The sequence below is a fragment of the Paenibacillus xylanexedens genome, from assembly GCF_017874615.1.
Lineage (GTDB): Bacteria > Bacillota > Bacilli > Paenibacillales > Paenibacillaceae > Paenibacillus > Paenibacillus xylanexedens.
On sequence record NZ_JAGIKV010000021.1, the window covers coordinates 17,059 to 40,118 of the forward strand.

At 47.2% G+C, this 23,060-nt stretch carries 18 protein-coding genes; 7 read left to right on the top strand and 11 right to left on the bottom strand.

Annotation, left to right across the window (positions count from 1 at the left end; genetic code table 11):
- Positions 1-20: 20 nt before the first annotated feature.
- The 4 genes from J2Z28_RS23235 to J2Z28_RS23250 all read right to left on the bottom strand — a co-directional run bounded on the left by J2Z28_RS23235 (position 21) and on the right by J2Z28_RS23250 (position 4,855).
- The gene (locus J2Z28_RS23235; RefSeq protein WP_074093220.1) at positions 21-944 is read right to left on the bottom strand and encodes an ABC transporter permease; all 924 of its coding nucleotides are present in this window, start codon (positions 942-944) and stop codon (positions 21-23) included.
- The gene (locus tag J2Z28_RS23240) at positions 928-1,995 is read right to left on the bottom strand and encodes an ABC transporter permease (RefSeq protein ID WP_211084467.1); all 1,068 of its coding nucleotides are present in this window, start codon (positions 1,993-1,995) and stop codon (positions 928-930) included. The genes J2Z28_RS23235 and J2Z28_RS23240 overlap by 17 nt, the downstream gene beginning before the upstream one ends.
- Positions 1,992-3,491 carry an ABC transporter ATP-binding protein gene (locus J2Z28_RS23245; protein WP_211084468.1) on the bottom strand — a complete coding sequence of 500 codons (1,500 nt, stop codon included), beginning with the start codon at positions 3,489-3,491 and terminating at the stop codon, positions 1,992-1,994. The genes J2Z28_RS23240 and J2Z28_RS23245 overlap by 4 nt, the downstream gene beginning before the upstream one ends.
- Positions 3,492-3,823: 332 nt before the next feature.
- Positions 3,824-4,855 (bottom strand): BMP family lipoprotein, encoded by a 1,032-nt coding sequence (locus J2Z28_RS23250; protein WP_211084469.1) that lies wholly within the window; start codon positions 4,853-4,855, stop codon positions 3,824-3,826.
- Between the two features lie 276 nt (positions 4,856-5,131).
- Between J2Z28_RS23250 and J2Z28_RS23255 the strand changes: the two genes are divergently transcribed.
- From J2Z28_RS23255 to J2Z28_RS23265, 3 genes are all read left to right on the top strand, one after another.
- Positions 5,132-6,553 carry a uroporphyrinogen-III synthase gene (locus J2Z28_RS23255; protein WP_211084470.1) on the top strand — a complete coding sequence of 474 codons (1,422 nt, stop codon included), beginning with the start codon at positions 5,132-5,134 and terminating at the stop codon, positions 6,551-6,553.
- A 242-nt stretch (positions 6,554-6,795) separates the two neighbouring features.
- Entirely contained in the window at positions 6,796-7,386 is a 591-nt protein-coding gene (locus J2Z28_RS23260; RefSeq protein ID WP_074093217.1) for a DUF5317 domain-containing protein, read from the top strand.
- 532 nt (positions 7,387-7,918) lie between these two features.
- Complete coding sequence (locus J2Z28_RS23265) at positions 7,919-9,751, top strand: bifunctional diguanylate cyclase/phosphohydrolase (RefSeq protein ID WP_211084471.1); 1,833 nt, start codon at positions 7,919-7,921, stop codon at positions 9,749-9,751.
- A 133-nt stretch (positions 9,752-9,884) separates the two neighbouring features.
- On the opposite strand, the gene J2Z28_RS23270 is transcribed toward J2Z28_RS23265, so the two are convergent.
- Positions 9,885-10,052, bottom strand: coding sequence for a hypothetical protein (locus tag J2Z28_RS23270; protein ID WP_017691019.1), 168 nt, complete (start codon positions 10,050-10,052; stop codon positions 9,885-9,887).
- Positions 10,053-10,357: 305 nt separating this feature from the next.
- On the opposite strand from J2Z28_RS23270, the gene J2Z28_RS23275 reads away from it, so the two are divergent.
- The 4 genes from J2Z28_RS23275 (at position 10,358) to J2Z28_RS23290 (ending at position 14,588) form a co-directional block, all read left to right on the top strand.
- Positions 10,358-11,188, top strand: a complete 831-nt coding sequence (locus tag J2Z28_RS23275; RefSeq protein WP_211084472.1) for a sensor histidine kinase — start codon at positions 10,358-10,360, stop codon at positions 11,186-11,188.
- A 1-nt stretch (position 11,189) separates the two neighbouring features.
- The gene (locus J2Z28_RS23280; protein WP_211084473.1) at positions 11,190-11,846 is read left to right on the top strand and encodes a response regulator; all 657 of its coding nucleotides are present in this window, start codon (positions 11,190-11,192) and stop codon (positions 11,844-11,846) included.
- Positions 11,847-12,054: 208 nt separating this feature from the next.
- A complete protein-coding gene (locus J2Z28_RS23285) occupies positions 12,055-13,770 on the top strand; it encodes a copper resistance CopC/CopD family protein (protein WP_211084474.1) in 1,716 nt (571 codons plus the stop codon).
- Between the two features lie 56 nt (positions 13,771-13,826).
- Positions 13,827-14,588, top strand: a complete 762-nt coding sequence (locus J2Z28_RS23290; protein WP_244988481.1) for a YcnI family copper-binding membrane protein — start codon at positions 13,827-13,829, stop codon at positions 14,586-14,588.
- Positions 14,589-14,815: 227 nt separating this feature from the next.
- Here the strand turns inward: J2Z28_RS23290 and J2Z28_RS23295 are convergent, their stop codons facing one another.
- From J2Z28_RS23295 to J2Z28_RS23320, 6 genes are all read right to left on the bottom strand, one after another.
- Positions 14,816-15,088 (bottom strand): hypothetical protein, encoded by a 273-nt coding sequence (locus tag J2Z28_RS23295; RefSeq protein WP_017691024.1) that lies wholly within the window; start codon positions 15,086-15,088, stop codon positions 14,816-14,818.
- 52 nt (positions 15,089-15,140) lie between these two features.
- A complete protein-coding gene (locus tag J2Z28_RS23300) occupies positions 15,141-16,481 on the bottom strand; it encodes a Tle-like phospholipase domain-containing protein (protein WP_244988482.1) in 1,341 nt (446 codons plus the stop codon).
- A gap of 15 nt (positions 16,482-16,496) precedes the next feature.
- Positions 16,497-16,778 (bottom strand): hypothetical protein, encoded by a 282-nt coding sequence (locus tag J2Z28_RS23305; RefSeq protein WP_169480883.1) that lies wholly within the window; start codon positions 16,776-16,778, stop codon positions 16,497-16,499.
- Positions 16,779-17,159: 381 nt separating this feature from the next.
- Complete coding sequence (locus J2Z28_RS23310) at positions 17,160-19,379, bottom strand: peptidase domain-containing ABC transporter (RefSeq protein WP_211084475.1); 2,220 nt, start codon at positions 19,377-19,379, stop codon at positions 17,160-17,162.
- Positions 19,372-22,719: a type 2 lanthipeptide synthetase LanM family protein gene (locus J2Z28_RS23315; protein WP_211084476.1), complete on the bottom strand. Its 3,348-nt coding sequence runs from the start codon at positions 22,717-22,719 to the stop codon at positions 19,372-19,374. Before J2Z28_RS23315 ends, J2Z28_RS23310 begins: the two co-directional genes overlap by 8 nt.
- A gap of 104 nt (positions 22,720-22,823) precedes the next feature.
- Positions 22,824-23,006, bottom strand: a complete 183-nt coding sequence (locus tag J2Z28_RS23320; protein WP_211084477.1) for a type A2 lanthipeptide — start codon at positions 23,004-23,006, stop codon at positions 22,824-22,826.
- Positions 23,007-23,060: the final 54 nt, after the last annotated feature.

The following is a 23,060-nucleotide window of genomic DNA, read 5'->3' on the forward strand; positions in this document are numbered from 1 at the left end:
TCTAACATAGACATTCAGAATTAACGCGAGCTTCCGCCCGCTTTCAGTGCATCCTGTGCATAGGTACGGTCTTTGAAAAAGAACATCGCGACCAGCGTCACAATATACGGCAGCATCAACGTGAAATGGGTTGGCAAGGAGAAGCCTTGCAGACGAATACTCAATGCTTCCATGAAGCCAAATAGCACACTGGAGCCCATGACGCCCAGCGGGTTCGCTTGTCCCAGCATCGTTGCCACCAGCGCGATAAAACCACGACCCGCGGTCATGCCTTCGGTAAACATCGTCACCTGACCAAGCGACAACTGTGCTCCAGCCAGAGCACACAACACACCGCACATCAGAACGGCACCATACTGGATGCCACGTACCTTGATCCCAATGCTCTGTGCTGCAATCGGGTTCTCACCGACGGAACGCAGGCGGAAGCCGGATACACTTTTGAACAGATAGAATTGCAGTCCAATCACGAGCACAATGCCGAGGTAGACCAGGGGACTATGTCCCGATAATACATCGCCCAACCACGGGATGTCCTTGATCAGCGGAATATCCCACTTGGGAAGTCCCACCATGTCTTTGTCGTAGTATGCACCTTTTACATCAAAAATCGCACGCAGTGCAAAGGTCGTCACTCCCGCAGCCAGGAAGTTTAGCGAGATCCCGACCACGATGGCGTTGGCCTTGAGGTTAATACTTATAAAGGCAAAGAGCGCCGAGAATAACATCACAATAATAATGGAAAAGAGTACAGCAAGCAGCACATTGCCGAACAGATAATTGCCGACAATTGCGGAGAATGCACCGATCAGAACCAGTCCTTCAAGACCCACGTTGAACAGACCGACACGGGAACATAAAGCCCCACCGAGCGCTGCAAGCAGGATTGGAGTCATAATCCGCAAGGTTGAGCCAAACATGGCTGCATCAAACAGTTGTTGCATTGGACTTTTTCTCCTTTCTCCGCTTCAGGAATGAATAACCGATCTGAGCTGATACAAATAACGTCAATACAGCCTGGATGACACTGCCGACTTCCAGCGGCACATCCGTATTCCGTTCCATCCCCATGGCACCTGTCTGTAACGCAGCCAGCAAAATAGCTGCTACAGCTGTACCAAGTGGATGCGAGCGGGCAAGCAGCGTTGCCATAATGCCGCTCCATGCGTAACTTGCCGATGACAGTGAGCCATCAAGGAAACGGTACTGTGTACCGAGCACTTCCCCCGCACCCGCGAGTCCAGCAAGTCCACCACTAATGACCATGGACAGCATCATCATGCGAATGCGACGAACACCACCGTAGGTTGCAAAGGACGGGTTGCTGCCGAGCATACGGATTTCATAACCGGTCACCGTTTTATGTGTGAACCAATAGATCATAATAGCCGCTACAATGGCAATGATGAAGCCGGCATGCAGTCCCATGCCCTGGAACAACTTCGGCAACCAGATACTTTGATCAATCATCGGAGTCTGCGCCATCGCTGCAGATCCTGTGCGGTCCTTAAATGGATAGGAGACCATGTAGCCCCCGAAATAAATGGCAATATAGTTAAGTAGTAAGGTTGTGATCAACAAGTTCATACCGAAGCGTGCATCCAGCCAGCCTGCAAACAGAGACCAGATTCCCCCGGCAATAATACCTGCCACAATCGCAGCAATACACACAAACCAGCCTGGCCCTGGCAGATAGAGCGCCGTGAGCGCGGCACTAAGCCCGCCAAGAATCATCTGGCCTTCGGCTCCCATGTTGAAGAATCCGGCACGGAATGCCAATGCTACGCCAAGCCCCGCCAAGATGATTGGTGTGGAACGAGCCAACGTATTGGTGAAGAAGTAGAAGTTGCCGAAGGCCCCTTTCCACATCTCCGCATACGTATCCACCACATTACCGCCAACGATCAGAATCGCCACAGCCCCTGCAATCAGACCGATGAATACGGCAAGCAGCGGCTGTACGAGTCCGCGAAGTGTTTCTTTTACCCGATTCATATCCGCTCTTTCCCTCCTGCCATTAACAAGCTGATCTGTTCCTCAGTCGCTTCCTCTGCTCTCAGTTCTCCGGCAATCTCGCCTTCATACATCACAATAATCCGATCAGATAATTGCAAAATCTCGGACAACTCCGATGAAATGAGCAGAATACCCGCACCCTCGCTACGTTTGCGCAGCAATTCGGCATGTATCGTCTCCATCGCTCCGATATCCACACCACGTGTTGGTTCGGCTGCAATCAGAAACGGTGTATCCTGTGCAAATTCACGGGCAGCAATCAGCTTCTGCAAGTTTCCTCCGGACAGAAACTGTGCCTTGGTTTCCGCAGAACCCGTCTTGATGCTGAACTGTTTGATCCAGCTCTCTACCATCGTTCTTGCTGCTTTGGCTTTGATAATGCCGCGTGACTGCAAGCGATGATGGTGTCCCATTAGCCCGTTCTCGCGAACACTCGCATCCTTGGCTGCTCCCCACATGTAGCGATCTTCCGGAATATGAGCAAGTCCATGCTCCCGGATGCGCCGTACAGGCCAGTTCGTTGTATCCTGCCCGGAGAGTACAACGCGACCACTATCCGCCTTACGCAGTCCAGCAATGACCTGAATCAGTTCCGACTGGCCGTTACCCGAGATGCCTGCTATACCCACGACCTCACCTTTTCGAACCTCCATATGAATCTCCTTGAGCGCCGAACGATCCTTCGCTCCGGACAGATTGACCCCTTCCACTTGAAGCACGGCTTCCGCTGGAACCGATGGCTGCTTGTCCATACGTACAAGTTCACGACCAACCATCAGACGGGACAATTCCTCCACATGTGTATCCTTGGCTTCCAACGTACCTGTCACCTGACCATCCCGAAGCACCGTGATCCGGTCGGCTACATCCATGACTTCTTGAAGCTTATGTGTAATCAGTACAAAGGTTTTGCCCAGCTTAGCGAGAGATTTCATGTTCGCCAGCAGTTCTTTCACTTCCAGCGGTGTCAGTACCGCCGAAGGTTCATCTAATATAATGATGTCTGCGCCCTGATGCAGCACCTTGAGAATTTCAACACGCTGTTGCATGCCAAGCGGGCACTCGGACACTTTTTTCCACGGGTCAACCGGCATGCCATATTGTCTGCCAAGTTCGTTCACCTGGGCCGCTGCTTTTTTGCGATCAAATGCGCCTGCCTTAGCCGGTTCGCGTCCGATCACGATGTTCTCCGCCACCGTAAAGGAAGGGAACAGCATGAAATGCTGGTGCACCATACCGATGCCACTTGCCATCGCCTGGGACGGCGTAGCAAAGCTTACCTCACGTCCACGGACTTTGATTGTGCCTGACGTGGGCTGTTCCATACCGTACAGCATACGCATCAGGGTTGTTTTACCTGCCCCGTTCTCACCAACAAGGGCATGAATCTCTCCCTCACGCAAATTAAAACGGATGTCACGGTTAGCGGTGAAGCCGCCGTATTTCTTCGTAATCTGCTCCATCTCCAACAGCATATCTCGCGTTCGCTCCCCTCAGTTCAACTTAAAAAGGTTACACTCGCCACTACGATGACAGAATAACCTTCCGATCGCCGTTATCCCCAGATTTTTTGATTCCCTTTTGACACGGGAAAATCCGGTGATAAATGCGAGGTGTATGCTTCCGAAGCAGCTTTCTTTCAGAAAGCTTTTAGCGTTGCTTCCTTAGGTTATTTCTGCCCTCTTCGTTATCGTGTAAACGATAAGTTGAACATATACTGGTCATTTAATAGCAGCAAAACCGGCTGCCTGATCGGGCAGCCGGCTGATCATTTCCATCACTCATTCATTGAAAAGGACAATCAAAACTATTGTTGCAATGGATCTTTGACTACGATTTTGCCGGATACGATATCATCCTTAATTGCTTTAACCTTGTCGATCACTTCTTGTCCAACAAAAGCATTCAATGGAGATTCGCTGTCACGTGTAACGTAAGTCAGGCCTACACCGTCTTCTTTCAAACCGTAGTTAACAGCGCCTGCTTTGAAGTTGCCTTCTACAAAATCTTTCACAGTCTCATAAGCAACCGTATCGGTTGATTTCAATTGAGACAATACGATATGTTCCGGGTCTTCAACGGTACGGTCCGTATCTTGACCTGAAGCGTAGAAGCCTTTTTCTTTGGCTGCTTCGAACACGCCGAGATCACCTACAGCGGATGCGCCAGCGACGAAGTCAGCGCCTTTGCCGAATTGTACCAGTGCCAATTCTTTTGCTTTGGCTGGGTCATTGAATCCACCTACATAGTTCACGAGGAATTCTGCGTCTGGATTCACGGATTCCAATCCTGCTTTGAAACCTTCCGTATATTTCTTGATCAATGGTACATCCATTGCTGCGATCATGCCGACTTTATCTGTTTTGGTGGACAATCCAGCAGCTGCACCGAGCAGGTACGCCCCTTCATATTCACGGAAACCAACGCTACGAACGTTAGGCAGATCCACTGTTGTATCTACAATCGCAAAGGACTTGTCCGGATTCTCTGCTGCGACTTTCTTCAATGCATCTTCTGCCTGGAAAGTGGCTGTAATAATCAGATCATAATTCTCGGCAACCGCAGCACGCAGATTTTGTTCAAATGCTGCCGGGTCTGTCGATTCAATCGTCTTGGTGTCTAATTTGAATTCTTCGCCTGCTTTTTTGAAACCTTCATCCATCTGTACAAAGAAAGGGTTAACCCCTATTTTTTCGGGAAGTACGAGGGCCATCCGAAGAGATTTCTCCGAATCACTGCCTTGGGCGGATTGTTCGTCTTTGGAAGCCGAATTCCCACAAGCTGCCAACAAAATAGCCAACATGATGATCGATAAGACGAACGATAAACCTCTTTTCATTTTGAAAATACCCCTTTTCAACATTCTTTTTTCTTATCCTAGCGGATACTGTCGATCCTTGTCAATAAATCTTTGAGCGTATACACTCAAATAGAATATAATTGACAATTCGCTTTCTACCAAGCTTTGGAAACCGTTCTGTATCAAGCTTTTTTTCGTTGACATCCAGCGCGTCTCCGTGCTAAAGTCAATCCAATTATTCTATTCTGATAGGAATTGTCAGAATTATAACCCAAAGCTGATTATTTTCCAACCCATTTTAAGGAGGCTATTCATTTGAAAAAAATCACCCAGATCACGTTGGCGGCCCTACTCGCCGCTCCGGTAACACTCGGCAGCCTTAGCTTGCCCGCTTCCGCTTCTGCAGCATCTGCAACTCCGGCTAAACCCGCCACCTCACAAAGTGTCAAAGGACCGGTAGCTCAGGCGCCAGTTACCTATACGGAAAGCGCAGTGGATTTTGCTCAATTCTTGCAAGCGAAATACAACATTCAATTGCCGCAACAGATTACCAAAGGTGATTTCATTCAAGCCATTGCAGCCATCACGGAAGCAACTCAAGCAAGTGACAGTGAAGCCAAAGCTCCTGTCTTTACCGATCTGTCCTCTGGTGATTCTTCTTATGATGCTGCCGCATCCTTATACAATAATGGGGTTCTTACGGGTACAGAAGTACGTGCCAAGGATCAATTGAGCACTTATGCAGCGGTCTTCATCGCGGTGAAAGCAGCCGGATTCAAGGAACTGGCTTATACTTATCCTGCAGAGAAAACAGCCAAAGCGCTTGCCAAAGTTGGCATTAGCCCAAACCGTGTTCAGGGACAAGCCGCACAGGAACTGGCTGCTGCGATCGATACAGGCCTGATTCCCAAAAGCCTATACCCCGCTCTCCTTAAGGGTGGCGTAGCAAATAAAGATTTCGCTGATACTTTGCTTGGACGCGTATTGGTCAGTCAAGGGAAATACAAACATGAGATTGGGCGTTCCGGCGATGCGGACATCTATTCCAAACTGTATGCTGCATATCGCACAGCGGATCTGATCGAATCACCTGAGCTGAGAAAGATTGTGGATCAGGCGCTGCGAGATGATCTTGTAACAGGTTACAATCTGAAGGATAGCCGCTTTGATTCCAACTTTATCGATGAACTGATACTTACCTACGGCCACGATAATATTCAACATGCTGTACAGTTGGTTGGTTTGTTGCGTAGCGAAGGTATTGATGCTGATGTGCAATTCCAGCCGAAGACATCTGCCTTCATTTATTTGAAGGAATGGGGCGAGCCGAAGGAAACACCAGACTATAAAGTGACACAGATCGAGAACGGTAACTATATTGCTTCTGCGAAGGAATATGATATTCAGTTCGAGTTCAACAATGTGGCAGACAAAGTCCGCTTCAACGACATTGTGCTGAAATATGCCAAAAAGAACAGTGACAGTACATCTCCACTGATTCTAAGCTCCTGGTGGCAACCACTGTATTATTCACCAACCGCATTAGCTAACTATCCGGTCATTTCCAATAATAAGATCGCGCTTGGCAATTACTATGCTCAGTCCTTCTCTCTGAAAGAGAATGCCAAAGCCATTCGGGAAGGTTTCCTGAAGCTGGCACCTGATGCGGACATTACGACGTATGACTTCTGGGTGGACCAACCTTTCTTCAACTATCTGAACGGTGGATCTGAATAAAATAAATTCCGTCTCCAACCGAATTAAAGCTCGTATTTTGCCATTATAAGCATCCGTCTTTACCGAATTTCACAGGGGTTTCGACCCCTAGATTCGTAAAGGCGGTTTTTTGTTCAGCATTTTGCAAATTTCTTCTACAAAATCATTTTTCTCATGCAGGAATTACCAATATAAGGTCGAATCCTTTATGTACACAAACACGCAATCATATTGCATATCTCCGCACGAACAGGAGTTACTCCATGGTATATGACGGTATTCTACTAGGCTTGATCGTTGGATTTTTTCGGGGCGGGTTGCGACATGGGCTCAACCAGTTTGCAGCACTCAAGCTACGAAGTGGCTGGATTTTCCCTGTATTGTTGCTAATCCAGTTCTTTATTTTCTATCTCCAGGAACGATTCGAATGGGTGGCATCCATTAATGGATATCTCTTTGCTGCCGTCTACATTACAGGGCTCGCTTTCCTGTGGCTCAACAGACACCATACCGGTTTCATGCTCATCTGGATTGGGGTGTTTCTCAATTTTGCCGTCATGGCTGTAAATGGTGGGCGCATGCCAGTTTCTGTTGAAGCTTCTGCTGTACTGGGACCCTATTATGTAGACATGCTCAGGGAAGGCGGCGCCGTATCGAAGCATTTTATGATGAATGCGTCTACAAATCTGCCTTTTCTCGGTGATATCATCCCACTCTCCAGCCCTTATCCACGGACTCAGGTCATCAGCATCGGTGATGTGGTCATGAACGTTGGCATATTCCTTTTTATCCAGTACATGATGGTGAATCGGGACAAAAAGGTTGTGCAACCTGCTAAAACTCATCAGGCTTGAAGAGAAGCAGGTAGACTCCAAGGAAGGGAGGTCTTCTCCATGAAAAAATTTGAAGGTGTGAAATATTCCCGCATTGTCATCAACGCAATCATCGTGGCTTCTGTCGTTGTAGCATTAACTTCGGGATACAAGCTGGGCGGCTAGTATCCATACCACCCAACAAGACAAACAGGCTGCCAGCGGCCTGTTTTTTCTTTCTGGATTTTTGGCAGGCAACTTGGTATGTTATATATCCATATAGTATATCCACAAACAATAACACCAATTATATATTGAACTGAACATTTACACGAGAACGGAGAGGACAGAAATAACCTGAAGAAGCGGAGCGTTCGCCTAAAAGCTTTCTGAAAGAAAGCTACATCGGAAGCATATGCTATCCCGGGATTTTCCCTTTTGGAAAAGAAATCAAAAAATCTGGGGATAACAGGGATCGGAAGGTTGTTCTGTCATCGAAGTGTAAGTGTTAATACCCATCAGCTCAATTTATATACACATCAAGATTAGACTAAACCCAAGCAGGAGATTTTTTATGAACTTTATTCGTAACCTTATCCATAAGGCAGATCGAAGCAGTATGTATGTTATTTTGCTTAGTTGTACCGGGATCGGTGTTTTTCTATACATGAATAAGTGGTCTTACCTTCATCTATCCACAGCGGACTGGGTTATGGTCTACACTATGCTGGGCGCGGCGTTGATTCTGGATTATTTCACGTTTCAGATTCCACCCAAAGGTAATCAGCAATCTATGGATTCATCCGTGTATCTTGCCTGTATATTCATGTTTGGCGGAGCTTTCAGTCTATCTGTGCTGCTCCCAGTCTCCATCATCCTGCTAATCAAAGAGCGCAAGCTCACCTGGTGGAAACACATCGTTAACTTCAGCATTTACAGTCTCATGATTACCGGGGCAGCTGCCGTTTTCGAGTGGACGGGCGGTCAGTCGGGAACGTTGGACGGATATAACCTGTTTCCTTATTTTGCAGCGCTCGCAGCCTACTTCATTATTAACACGATCACGCTCGGCTTATTCTTTCATTTCTCGACGAAGGATGCATTACAGCAGATGAAGCGGGCATTTGTTACCGAATCCCTGTTGGTTTATTTATGTACGCTGATTCTCGCGCTTGTCCTGACGATTCTGGTGGTGCACAACGGCGTACTCGGCTTGTTGTTATATCTGAGTCTCAGTATTCTGCTCTCTCATGCCTTCAGGCAGTTGTTTATCATGTATCAGACCATTGAAGAGAAGGCCAATACGGATCAACGTACAGGTCTGTTTAACCATAGCTATTTCGAAAGCATGTTAGAAAGTGAACTTACTGTGGCACGTACTCAGGGAACCCCACTCTGTCTGGGACTTATTGATATCGATGATTTCAAAAAGTATAATGACCGGTTTGGTCACCTTCAAGGTGACAGTCTGTTGTCCCTGCTGGGGGATTTTCTGATGCGAAAGACGGAAGGTACACCTGTTACCGCCTTTCGTTATGGAGGGGAAGAGTTCACTTTGCTCATGCCAGGAATGGAACTGGACGAATCCTACAGGTTTATGAATAAGCTGCGCAAACAACTTAACGACACGCCGTTTGAAGGCGTTGAAGTGTTTCCGCACGGTTGTCTCTCCTTCTCGGGTGGCGTCGCCCCCTATCAGGTGGATATGTATAACAAATCCCAGCTCGTGGATCAGGCGGATAAAGCACTGTATTATGCGAAGAAACAGGGCAAGAACAACGTGCACCGCCACGGCAGCAATGATGGTATGGAGCACGAAATTGATCTGGTACAGGATGTTCGTGACATCGAGCAGCAGCTCAATCTGTTCAGATACAAGGATATGGATACGTTCAAACATTCCAAACGGGTCTACAAATATGCACTGGACATCAGTGAATTGCTCACACTGGACAATGCGGAAAAACGTCGTTTTGTGCTGGGAGCACTGATTCATGACATCGGCAAACTGGAGATTCCTTGGTCCATTCTGAACAAAAAGGATAAGCTCACCGCAGAAGAATGGGAAACGATCAAAGGACATGTCACCTGGGGCAAAAAAATGGTGATCACGAACGATCGCTTCGCCGATCTGATTCCGTATATTGAACTTCACCACGAGCGCTATGATGGCAAGGGCTATCCTTACGGCCTGAAGGGTAACGAGATTCCCCGGCTCTGCCGGATGCTGACCGTGATTGACTCCTTTGATGCCATGACGACAGAGCGGCCGTATCAGGAAACCAAGAATGTGGAAGAAGCGATTCGGGAGCTACGCGCATGTTCGAGTTCACAGTTCGATCCAGAGCTTGCCGAGTTGTTCATTCAATATATTGAGAAAAGAACCGCTCAGCAACAGTTGCAGTAAGATGAACGGAGCTTCTTCTATAAGCCCTGAAAAAGTCAAAGCGCTATCCCCGGTCTGATCGGAGATAGCGCCATTTTCATTTTCATGGAATGAATCGTACACCAGACAACTTCATTCTCGTGCAGATTCTACATTAAGATTTGGTATTCAGCTCATGTGAGGTCTGATGCAGCTCTTTAATCATCTGCTGCAAAAACATGTTGTCTTGGCGACTGATACCGTGCTGATTGTCTTGAACAAGCATCTGATGAATGTTCTTTTTGAGCAATTCACTGCGACGTTCCAATACTTCTTGACTCATGTTGTTGCTTCACTCCTTAACATGTTTTGTAATGAATTCACGTTCTATATTAAGTATAGAGGACCTTCTCCGATAGGGAAAACGGACTCAGCCTTCCTCAGCTGGTCACACCATCCCTCACCTAGCGTGACAACATTTCACCCCTTGTCGTTCTTAGATATCCTTCTAAATACTCCCTGATCCTCCCCAGCTTTCTCCAAAGACAGAGACTAGGGTCTTGGACAAGCTTGCGTTATAATGATCCCATCCCTGTATAAATAAAGTACCTAAATAAGCTAATCCTAGATCAAAGGAGTTCTGCATTCATGTCCTATAAACAAATTAAATGGATGATTCTGCTGATCCCCACATTCACGGTTGGCATCTGGGAATACATTCGCCATCAGTTTCTGATGCCATACCTTTCGATGGATGCAGGAAACTGGTTAACACCCGTCATCGTTTACCTCGTCAGCGTGACACTGCTCAGCCGATTGTTCCACATGCTCGAAGGTGCCAGGGCTGCTCTGGAGCAGGAACGTGCAGCGAAAGCAGCGCTGGAAGCTCGTGACCAATTGGCAAGAGAACTTCACGATGGCATATCTCAGTCTCTTTTCCTGCTGTCAGTGAAGACCGATAAAGCGGGCCGTAGTCTGGCAGGCAGCGGACATGAGCATGAGATCCAGGAGATTCAAAAAACCGTGCATGAAGTCAATACATATGTAAGGCAAGCTATTGCCCAGTTGCGTTTTGTTCCTTCCTCTACGGTAACGTCAGAAATTATTTCACTGCATGCGCAGGTCGAAGTGCTCGTCAAGGAAACGGTACCTGATGCACAGATATATTGGGACCTCAGGGGTGTAACGTTCTCTGCCAAAGAACAAGTGGAACTGCTCGCCTGTATCCGGGAGGGTCTACTGAATGTACGCAAACATGCGCAGGCTACCCACGTTCAGGTTCATGCGGAAGGTAACCCAATTGCCTGGTTCATTTATATTCAGGATAATGGGAATGGACTACGTGGAGATCCTCTTCATCTGAAGGATCGGTACGGACTGCGAATTACGAAGGAGCGTGCTGCCGAGATGGGGTGGTCTTTTACCCTCGATTCAAGACCGGGGCATACACGAATGACGATTGGAAAGGAGCATGCTTAATATGGAACATGTACGTGTATTGGTAGTTGATGATCATGCGCATGCGCGTGAAGCGATCTGTAGCATTTTATCCGAGGACAGCCTGTTTGAAGTGATTGGTACAGCTTCGAATGGACAGGAAGCGCTGGAGCTCACTGGACAATGGATGCCTGACCTGATCCTGATGGACGTGCAGATGCCGGGCATGGATGGACTGGAAGCCACCCGTCAGATCAAGCTGCGATTCCCTTATGTTATTGTTGTTATGGTCACCGTATCGGATGATGTGACGTTTCTGTTCGAAGCACTGAAACAAGGCGCTCAAGGCTATTTGCTCAAAAATCTAACACCCTCCACCTGGCTTGAATACCTGCGCGCCATCGTCAGTGACGATGCACCGCTCAGTAAGGAACTGGCCTACCGGATTTTGCAGGAGTTCCCCGCACCACGCAGTGAAGATATGCAAGATAACCCGTTAACGGCGCGGGAGCTTGAGATTCTGCAATGGGTATCCGCGGGATATACCAATCGGGAGATCGCCGATCAACTCGGTATTTCAGACCAGACGGTGAAGAATCATCTCAAAAACATTTTGCAGAAGCTCCAGCTTGAAAACCGGGTACAACTCACCCGCTACGCGTTAGAGAGCGGGCTTGCAGGACGTAAACTTCGCAAATAAACATTGTTGCTTCGGATTTACTGATGCGTCAGACATAGGTGAGAAATGACATAGCATTCATGCTTTTGTCACAATTATGTAGACCAAATCGTTTTTTTATAGCCCAATGTAGTCATACGCAGTCATTTTGGACAAAGTTATAATGGGTTAGATTGTGTTAAACGGACCATGAATGACTACAAATCTATAACCTGAGGGTGATGATTTTTTGATTTTTACACGCTTTACCCTGAAATGGGGCAAACGGCACTGGGCATTGGTCACCTGTCTGTTGCTCGTATGTTGCCTTGTTATGCCACAGTGGGCATCTGCCCATGCTTATATTGTTAAGGCTTCGCCAGGAGAAAATGAGATCCTCGTAGCTGCTCCGGAGCGGCTGACGCTGGAGTTCAACGAATCCTTGCAGACGGCCTTTTATGATATCAAAATTACCGGCCCTGACGGCAATCAGGCAGACGACGGAAATGTGCATGTTGATGCGGATCGCCCTCATATTCTGGAGACTGGCCTGCAGGCTGGACTTGGCAACGGAACATATGCCGTCAACTGGAAAGCTGTATCTGCCGATGGACACCCGATTCAAGGGGCATATGTTTTCCATATCGGTGAACCATCCGGTTCTCCTGCCGGACTGAGTGATCTTACATCCGGTTCCGGTTCAACAGGTGGGCCGCTGAAATGGATTGTATCCCTGACAGACTGGATTCAATATCTCGGATTGTCTGTCATACTGGGGACACTTGCATTCTTGCTGCTGCGAATCGCACCGACATCCATGACAAGAGAACCTATGGACGTTCCGGGTAGCTACAGATTGTTATGGATCAGCTACGCTGCTGCTTCCTTTGCCGCCCTGGTCAGCCTGCCACTGAATACGTTATATGAATCTGGTGTGGCTCTGAACGAACTAAGCTGGAGACTGATCGGAAGTGCGCTCAAGCTGACATCCTTTGGTCAGATCTGGATGTTACAGATACTCATTGTAATGCTGCTGGCCGTCACGATTCTCTCCGGATATGATCGCGATCGATCCATCCGTGCTCGCATCTGGTCTTCTTACGGGTCACTCGTGCTCGTGCTTGGATGGCTGTTCACGCATGCCATGACGGGACATCCGGCTGCGGCGGATCAACGTGCGCTGGCGATTGCCATGGATTTCATACATCTGATCGGTGCCGCTTTCTGGATTGGCGCACTAACCGCCATGGCGATATGTCTGCCTCCACTGGCGGATAAGCTGCCATCGAAGGTACGAGGAGAAGTCTACTGGGTTGCCATTCGCAGGTTTACCGCCTGGGGGATTGGTGCCGTAGCTGCTCTGGTCGCTACAGGGATATACAGCAGTCTGATTATTCTACCAGCACCTGTGCTGACTTCCTTGTTCACTACAGCTTATGGCCTTGTCCTGATCGGCAAGATCGTCCTGCTTATTGTGATGCTTGTCTTCGCGTGGCGTCATGCCCGATTGGCAAGAGCAGCAACGGGAAGCAGATTATCCGGCAGCCTGAAAGCCGAGCTTGCTACTGGTGCTGTAATTCTCGCTCTTGCCGCCGTACTGACCCATCTGTCTCCAGGACAACCCGCAGCGGCCGGACCGTATCAGGAGACAAAGACTACGGACGATGGCTCGGCGATCACACTTCAGGTGAGTCCTAATGTGACGGGAGAGAATCAGTTTGAAGTCGATGTGAAACACGCAGATGGTAGTATCGTTAATGATCTGGAACAGATTACCCTGTCACTCACACATCTGGACATGGATATGGGGATCTACGAGATCACCATTCCGAAAAACGACACTGGTGTGTACAAGGCTGAAGATTATATCTCCATGCCTGGACGTTGGAATATCAAGGTACATCTTCTGACCAAAACATTGGATGCACTGGATGCCGAATTTGAGATCGACACCACCAAGCCATAATTACACAACGTTTATATTGAATGACATATGATAAGAACTGAGAGGGGTTATTTATTTTGAAGAAAACATCATGGATTTCCAAACTGACATCCACTATCGCAACAGGTACCGCAGCATTCATGTTATTCGCCGGATTCGCGAGCGCTCACGTTACCGTTAGCCCATCCGTTGCACAGACAAGCGCATGGCAGACGTACACGATTAAGATTCCATCCGAGAAAGAACTGCCTACAACCAAAATCACGATGAAAATTCCGGAAGGTGTTGCATTCAAGCAATATCAACCACTGGCAGGCTGGAAAATCACCACAGAGAAGAACGATTCCAATGAAGTCACATCGATCACATGGGAAATTGATGGCGATAACGAGGGTATTATCGCAGGACAATTCCAGCAGTTCAACTTCGTTGTACAGAATCCTAAGGCAGAAGCTGAAGTAGCTTGGGATGCGTTCCAATACTACAGTGATGGTAGTATCGTAGAATGGACAGGCCAACCAAGTGACGCCAACCCGCACAGTATCACGACGATTAGTGAAGATCCGGCTGCTGCTGATAATGCTGCGTCAGGTGGAGGACATGATAGTGCAGGTACAGAAGGCGCCACTGGAGATAATGCAGCTACTGACGATAGCAAAGCAAACGATGACACCACGCTGGGCGATGCACTCAATGACACCGTTACAGGTGAGCCAAACAACACGGATACAGACCCGGGTACGCTGAAGCTTCAACAAGCAACATTGATCGTATCCATTCTGGCCCTGATCCTGTCCTTCTTGGGGATTGCATTGGCTACGCGTCGCAAAAAACGTTAAGAACTAACTTACAGTTTTACGATAACTTGAGACAAATTCAGATAACAAAAAGCCTATGGCATACGGGTTCAAACCCGATATGCCGTAGGCTTTTTAGCTATCATCATTTTGATTGGCTACCCATGTTCTTTACAATCCGTGGTTAAGGCACTAATCATGCCGCTCCACGGTCACACTCTTATCCACGCTGATTACCATCCGCAATATGGCATCAGCCTTACCACTCTTTAGCGTTCCTGATCCGTCTGGATCATGATCTCAATGTATTGCAGCAAGCTTTTCTTCTGCTGTTCAATGGATTGAATACGTCTGGACAGGCCCGCAAAAAACTCTTCAATCTGCTGCCTTGTATGATCAGCAGATTGCCCCTTCCAATCGTTCAGGCGACTGTATAACGCCCTCGCTTCCTGTTCATCGGCTTGCAGACGGGCAAGCAGCTGTGTCAGTTCTTTTTCCGCAATCCGAAGATCATTCAATTCCACCAGCAATTGTCCACCCACTCATGTTCCCCCTCCCCTATGTAAGTGATATCGACATTAACCAACCTGGTTCCTAATTAAAATGAACCGGACTCTCGTCCGCCTGCCGGAAGGCATCTGCTTTCTCATCAATAAAGTTCAGGAATTGGCTGGTGTGTTTCATGTGCCATGTGCCAAGCTCATGAATGGATGCGTCCAGTTGGGTGACAATTGGCTCCAGCCTGCGACTGCGGCTAGTATGCAGATATTGGGCCATGCGGGTTCGCACTTGATTCAGCTCCGCATTGCACTGTTGTGCATTTTGCTTCCACCGTGAAGCGACACTTTTCAGTTCTTCCGGCGTTACCTGAATCAGACCTGAAGCTGCAGCAGCCGAAGCCATACCTCCACCGCCGCCAGACTTGGAACGTAACGGACCGACGTTCTTGCTGAACGGCCCCATGTGATCCATAAGGCGCGGTGAATAGCGAATTCTCTCTCCAGTAATCGGATCGTACAGGTCATTGGATATGTAACCATTTTTGAAATCATATTGATCCAGACTGTGATAGTTTTCCCCGCCAAATGAGTTCTTGGCTTTATCGATAATACTCACGCCATCATTCGCCGAGTCATAATCGGAGTTGATGTAATAGGTCGATCCTACATGGCGGTCATATCCTCCCAGCGTTCCGCTGGCTACCAGATCACTGGGATTCGCATAGTTCACAACCTGCCCGTCAAATGCACCCGATTCAGCCCGGCGCCGCATTTCTGGCGTCAAATTACCCATTACCGATGGTGCACTAAACGTCACGGCTGGAATTCCTGTATAAGCAGATGCATATTGTGCATTCCCCCCGCCCAAGGAATGTCCGGTCATCGAGAAATTCAGATCCTTATGCTTGTTCTGCATGTGATTTGCGTAGTCTTCGGATTGATACATCTGATTGGCCCAGCCTGTAGGGGAAACGGTTTTTTCAATATCTTTTACGCGATCACCGGTCCAGTTCTCCACGTCTCTTACCCTGTCACCAGCCCAATCCTCCACTTTGGATATACCCGTGAAGTCCTTAACGCCTTCCACCCCTTTGTCGAGCCAATCCGGCGTAAGATTATTAACAAAATTCCCGGCCTCCTGCTGACCCTTACGAATCAACTCTCCGCCCCCAATACGGCCATCCATGACAAAGTCAGGTACAGAGCGATCCAAGGACGCACTTCCTTCTGTACCACGATAAGCAATGACCGCTTCCTTGGTCTCGGGATTATAAAATGTTACAGCATCAAAACCGGAAAATTTGTTGCTTTCCGTCCCCTCAAGGACCTGCCATCCGGGAAGTTCCGTTAATTTGTCTCCAGCCTTTTGATCTTGGTAGGCTAGATCAGACATCGTTTTATACGTTTCATCATCAATATTGGACCCGTTACTCAATAACTACACCTCCCTTTATTTGACGTATGGATCGTGTCCCTTGGCCATCATCACTTCCTCAATCTCAGGGCTAATGACCAGGTTCTTGGTTACCTTCTTTTTGTAGTCGTACGAAATGCCAAAGCTCTGATCTTCATGATCTTTCACATGCCCTTTCAGCCCAATCTGGGACACTGCCATTTCCGGCAACAATTCTTTGCTTGTAATCACAACATCCAGTTCAAACTTCTGCTTGAAGTGCTGAATTACGGTTGCTTCAGCTTCTTGGTATAGAGCTTCCTTCTCACTTGCATTCATGTTCTGACAACCTCCCAGAAATATAGTAAACACCATCATTAGTGTGAATAAACCCTTCAACCATCCTGCACGTTTAATACGTATTCCTCCTCTTGGTAGAATCGAGGCATTCACTACATGTGAAGTACACCCTACTCATCTGTTACCTGCATCATAGTACAAAATCAACATGTGCCATATCGGCTAACAGGATCGTTTTCATGTAACTTTCTTCCTATATGATTCATTCAGAGCACTTTGGTGTACATTACCCATTTTCCTAATTCTTGCATCAGTTTAGCTTCTCGACTTTTCCATATATAACAAAAAAGCATTCTCTTCAACACATATTGTGTAGAAAAGAAAGCCTTTTGTCTTCCGTCAACATCATCTTCACTAGCCTTATCCATATTGTCTGGCCCCGGTTTCGTCCAGTTGTTCACACACGAGATCATTGTAGGATTTACACCGCCCAATCAATTCATCATGTGTTCCAGCATCAACGAGTTCACCTTGATCCAGTACATATATGGTGTCCGCACTTCGGATCGTACTTAGCCTGTGGGCAATGATAATCTGGGTACATTTCAACATGTTCAGATTATGGGCAATGGTCGCCTCTGTAACGGTATCTAAAGCACTGGTTGCCTCATCCAACAAAAGAACTTTGGGTCTGCTCACCAATGCTCGTGCGAGAGCTATCCGTTGCTTCTGCCCTCCAGACAGATTCGATCCCGCCTCAGAGATCAGTGTATTATACTTCATTGGCATCTTCTCAATATCGGCATGAATATCAGCCAGCTTCGCTGCGATCATCACATCCTCCAGCGTTGAATCCGCTGCGTGCAGCCTGATGTTGTCATGAACAGTATTGTTAAAAACAAAGTTATCCTGAAGCACGATACTGATCTGGCTGCGAATATCCTGCTGTTCCAGTTCTTCTACATTCATCCCGTCAAAATAGATATTGCCCTGGGTCGGCGTGTACAGCCCTACCAGCAATTTTGCCAAGGTGCTCTTTCCTGATCCTGATTTGCCAACCAGAGCGACCCTTTGCCCTGCTTTGATTGCAATATTGATATTTTTAAGCACATCTTCACCATAGTCCGTATACCTGAAGCTGATCTGATCAATCGTAATATCCCCATTCAGCTTCACGCCATGAAGGGGTGGCGTTGATTTTTTCTTGAATTTATTACTTTCCTCGGCTTGAATCACATCATAGATTCGATCCAGTAGCGCATCCGCCATCACGAACTCATTGAGCATCAAAGCAAGTGAGTTCAACGGCCCCAGAAACAGCGCGGCAAGAGACTGGAATGAAACGAGCATGCCGAGAGTCATATTCCCCTGCATAATCTGATATAATCCCACCAGTAGAATGAGCATCGGAGTCATAAAGTTCAGCGTGTTGGTTACGGTATTCACTCTCGTCTGAAAAATCGCTTTTTCCTTGACTGTTGCGAGTTGACGCTTGAATAGCGCTCTCCATTTCTCCGCGGTACGCTCTTCAATCCCTAGTGATTTGATGGTCGAGATGCCTTCCAACACTTCCGTCATGAATGATCCAGCCAGGCTTTGGGCGACAATCTGAGTTTGTGTCAGCTTCTTGAATCTGCTGCGTGTGTATACAAAAACAAGAATTTGTATCAGCCCTACACCAAGCAGTGTGAAAGCGATCAAACGGGACTGGATTATAATATATGTGAAGGTCACAACAATTAAAAATAGATTGATCAGCGTAGAGATCATCTTCTGGGATAATATCTCTCGAATGGTCGTATTGCTATTAATCCGCAGCATCAAATCCCCACGCGAACGAATTTCAAAATATTGATAAGGCAGTCTGAGCATATGAGAGACAAAGTTAGTCGTCAGTTGGGAATCCAGCAATTCCTGAAGCCGTACGATGCACATATCCTTCATATAACTGAAGCCGATCTGAAACAGGGTTAAGAGCACAATGCTGGTGATCAGGACAGGAAATAATGAATAACCCTCACCGCTAGTGGCCGCATCAATTGAAACTTGCATCAGGAACGGAAAGGCCACCGAAACCAATTGCAACCCCAGAGCAAGTAGGATGGTCCAACCAAAGTGTTTTTTGTTACTGCGAATCAAATCCTTGAAATACGCCACTTTACTAATCTTTTTCTCGGACAAAGGTACAAAGCCATCATCCGGATATACGAGCAAAAAGATACCTGAATATTTCTCAGTAAACTCCTGTGTACTGATGACCAGTCTGCCCAAAGCCGGATCGACAATAATGAACTGACCATCCGTCTTGATCCGCTCAAGCACGACAAAATGGCTGTCTTCCCAGAAACAAATGACTGGCAGAAAGTCATTGTTGAGTGATTCAACAGGCGCTTTTTTAGCTATCCCTTTCAAATGGTAGGTCTGGGCAACCTCTTTCATTTTGAGCATGGAACTGCCATCCCGACCGTTCCCCAGCATCGCAAAACGTTCCCTCAGATCGGTGAAATCTGCTTCATAGCCGTGATATGCGAGTAACATGTGCAAGCAACTAGGGCCACAATCATATTGATTCATTTGCAGTTTGATAGGGACTTTGCGTTGTCTCTTTCCGCGCAGACGGAATACAGGCCGTTCAGGCATAATGCTGCCCCATATGGGGTGACTGTTCCATAGTGTCCATCTGCTGCTGAGCGGATGCCGTTTCCATAGCGTATGTCTGCGCCATATCCCTTATTTCCTTGCCTTTTGGTCCCTCCATCATCAATACTGAAGGCAGGTCAGGATTGTAAAGTCGGAGCAATTGATATCCAATGCCGGCAAGCCCTAGCATCAATCCTGGGATTTGCTGACGACCCGGAATGCCACATCTCCAATGATGGTTATCACGTCTCACCTGTGTCACCATGTAATTTGCCATCTGAACTGAGTACTCCTTCAACTCTTCATCCTGCAAATATTCGGCTGCGAGCAGGAACAACTCCAGATTGCCCATATCCCCATGGCAGAGCGAATAGCTAACTTCTGTAAACCCTTCTTCCATGGTCTTGGCTAACGCTCTGCGGATATCCTTCTCAACCGTATCCATAGCTCCTAATGACCTCAATTGCTGCGCTAACCCTATACGGGCGATCCCTAGACCAGGTGCGCCATTACACCAGTACATGACATAATGTTCTTCCGGCATGCTGCCATCGGTGAACCGCAGATCCTTCCAATTGTTCACTTCAGGACTGTAGAGGGCTTCCTCATACTTCAGTCCTTCAATACAGGTTTCAAGATAGGCTTTGTTGCCTGTAGCACTGTATAGACGGGCCAAACTCAGACAGATGCCTGCGTTACCATGTGCAATGCCGCTAAGTGGCGTTTTATTAATCGCTGACGTCACCCAAGCCATACCTTGATCCATCGGCTCCGCAAGCTTCAGCAAACGATCTCCGCAACGCACAGCCACGTCCAGCGCTCTTTGCGATTGAAAGTTCATATACATGTCCACACAAGCCATCAATGTACCTGCACAACCTGAAATCACATCCAATTGCTGATCATTATCGACCATATCGTCCAGAATATCGAGCAATTCCAGCGTATCCGGGTTAATCCCCGGTTCGGAACATACGTTGGCTTTATGAACCAGTAAATAGAGAAGTGATCCATAGCCAGTGAACAGTGAGATGTTTTTATCGATGTTTTTGCGGATCATCTCCCAGGCTGTCTGAATACACAGATTGACCATCTGCATATATTTGTGGTCACCTGTCTCCTGACTTAGATACAGATAGAAATAGGCAATACCGGTTACCCCGTTATATAACCCCAACTCGGAAGATTTGTAGATCAGCTTCTCGTCTGCATCCATACCCATACTGATCCATGACACCGAAAGACCTTCATCTCCCATAATAGCAATATCTTTTATGTACTCCCCAATCCTCACGGCTTCTTGCAAATATTCTTCTTTGGTCATGTGTATTTGATGTTCATCCAATATTTCCGGTCGGACGCTTTCCGTGCTTTTCTCCATGGCGAATGAGCGTTCCAGGACATATTTAGTCTGGATTGTACGCTCGGTAAACTCCCATTGCATATCCATATCTTTGGGATTCATCGCCCGCACTTTATCCGCGGTCTGCGTTAAAATATCGGAGGAAAACACGCCGTCAATCGCTTGATTGTCGTAGTGGTGGAACAACATTTGCTCACCGATAAACGTCTGGAACATGGGTACATCGCCGTGCAATAGATCATGGCACTCATATCTCACCAGTTTTTCACGATCACGATCCTGCCGCACAATCATCCACATCATGTCGAACAACAGATTCTTATCCAACCCGTCTCTGAGATATCTCGGATGGGAACTGGCTTCAATCAGCGTAAAATACGTAACGGTCGGACGAACAATGGTACGTACAGCACAACCATGGAAGTCATTGCGGACTGTTGAGATAAATGACTCCTTTTGCTCCATAATAGCACTGTATATGCGATAGAATCCCTCCTTCAAACTTTGGATATATCGCTCAGGTTTAATGGGTGTATGTTCATATGAAGGCAAATGACTAAATCGACTCACACTCACCTTGCTTCGTTGGATTCTCATGGTATCGGTGTTTTTATCATGAATCTCATACGTATTGAGTACTTGATCCACATCCCCTGCAAGTCCGCTCAGATCACTGTGATACAAAGCGTTGGAATCCAACGTTGGTAACATGCTCGTTTTTAACACGGAATCATTCAATATCGAAAGGGTCTTCTCCAGCGCTGTATAGTGTGCCTTCTCCTCCTCATATTTGAAAGGTTGATTATGCAACAGTGATTCCAGATCGACGAAGAAGGGATGCTCTCCCTGAGCAACGATGTTCTCCATATGCATGTCTGTTGCATTAACGGCATACAAAATAGCGAGATACTGCCCCTGCCGTTCAAAAAAGCGTTCCGCTCCCTCCAGACTGGTGACTTCCTCATAGGGTATGAACTGCTGCCAGCCATATTCGGAGCGATCCAGCGATTTGGCAATACGGAACGGTAACCCTACTCGCTGATCGTTAAACCATTGCAACAGACTGGCAAAAGCGGTGTCGATGGCCATGTTCCTTGGTTTGTACATGACATTGACCCCTTCCGCAAACGCCAACCGCAATACACTGGCTCCACCATTATGGGAATCCCCGAGAAATACGATATCCTCCAGCTTATCCAGCTTGAAATCAAAAAAAGATTCCATTTCACGACGATCTCTTGTCAGCCGCTCCAGAACACGCATCATATTCAGACTGATCCGAAGAGTGTGCTCAACAAGTCCTCGTGCAAGAACAGGATATTCCAGTAGTAAGGCGAGAATCTGATCTCTGGACTGCATGTTCTGGTTCACAAAGTGCTGATACCGCTGCCGGGAATCCTCACCTCTCAATTCATCTTGTAATCTCGCTTTGTTTAACTCATAGATTAGTGTCTTGGCAGACATGTGGAACACTTTATCCGAGACCGTCTTCAGAACAAGCCCTGTAACACGCCGTTTGTCCAACCAGTCATATCCTTCATTCAGGCCTTCGGTCATGATCTGAATGGATCGTTGCAGGAAGGGTCTGGAGAACTCAAAGAACGGAATTTCATCCGTATCGCCCTCAATAAAATATTCGATCTCCAGATGCTCATTCTCCAAAAATGTGCTGCAGAGTTCCCGATGCCAGGGCATCTGCACAAAGTCGTACATGAAGCCTGTATCGTTAAACATAGCCTGCACCGTCTCCATATTCATGGATTCAGCCCGGAAGCGATTGGACAATAGCTCCTGGTCCTGAAAAAACTTTTCAAGCCATTGCTGCATTCTTCCTGAATCCGTTTGCTCTACAGGCATGTCCACATTCGGAACGTTGGGAACTTGTGCAGTATATCGCTGCACAAACTGTTTGTATTTCTCTGTTAAGTAGAGTGCATCACTCCACCGGGAGTCATGTAACCGCTCCTGTATGCTCATCGTTTTATCTCCCCTTCTATTGGATGGTTCGTGCCCAAAACCTCATATAACAAAATCAAGCACATAACTGAAATCAGCTATGTGCCTGAAAATAAGAGTGAAAATTAACAACAAGTCAGCCAAGAAGAAGGTGAAACCGAATTATAATGACATTCATGACTTACCGTACAGAATACACCGCCGCTTGCTTTGACATCAATTACAGATACCGCACCTGTAATGACCATCAGCTCATCATCACTGATGTCCTCGATTGCTCCCAATGCTTCGAGATTGAATTGTTTCATTGAAAAAACCTCCATTCGAATTTTTTTATATGTATAGCTTATAAAAAGCTAAAC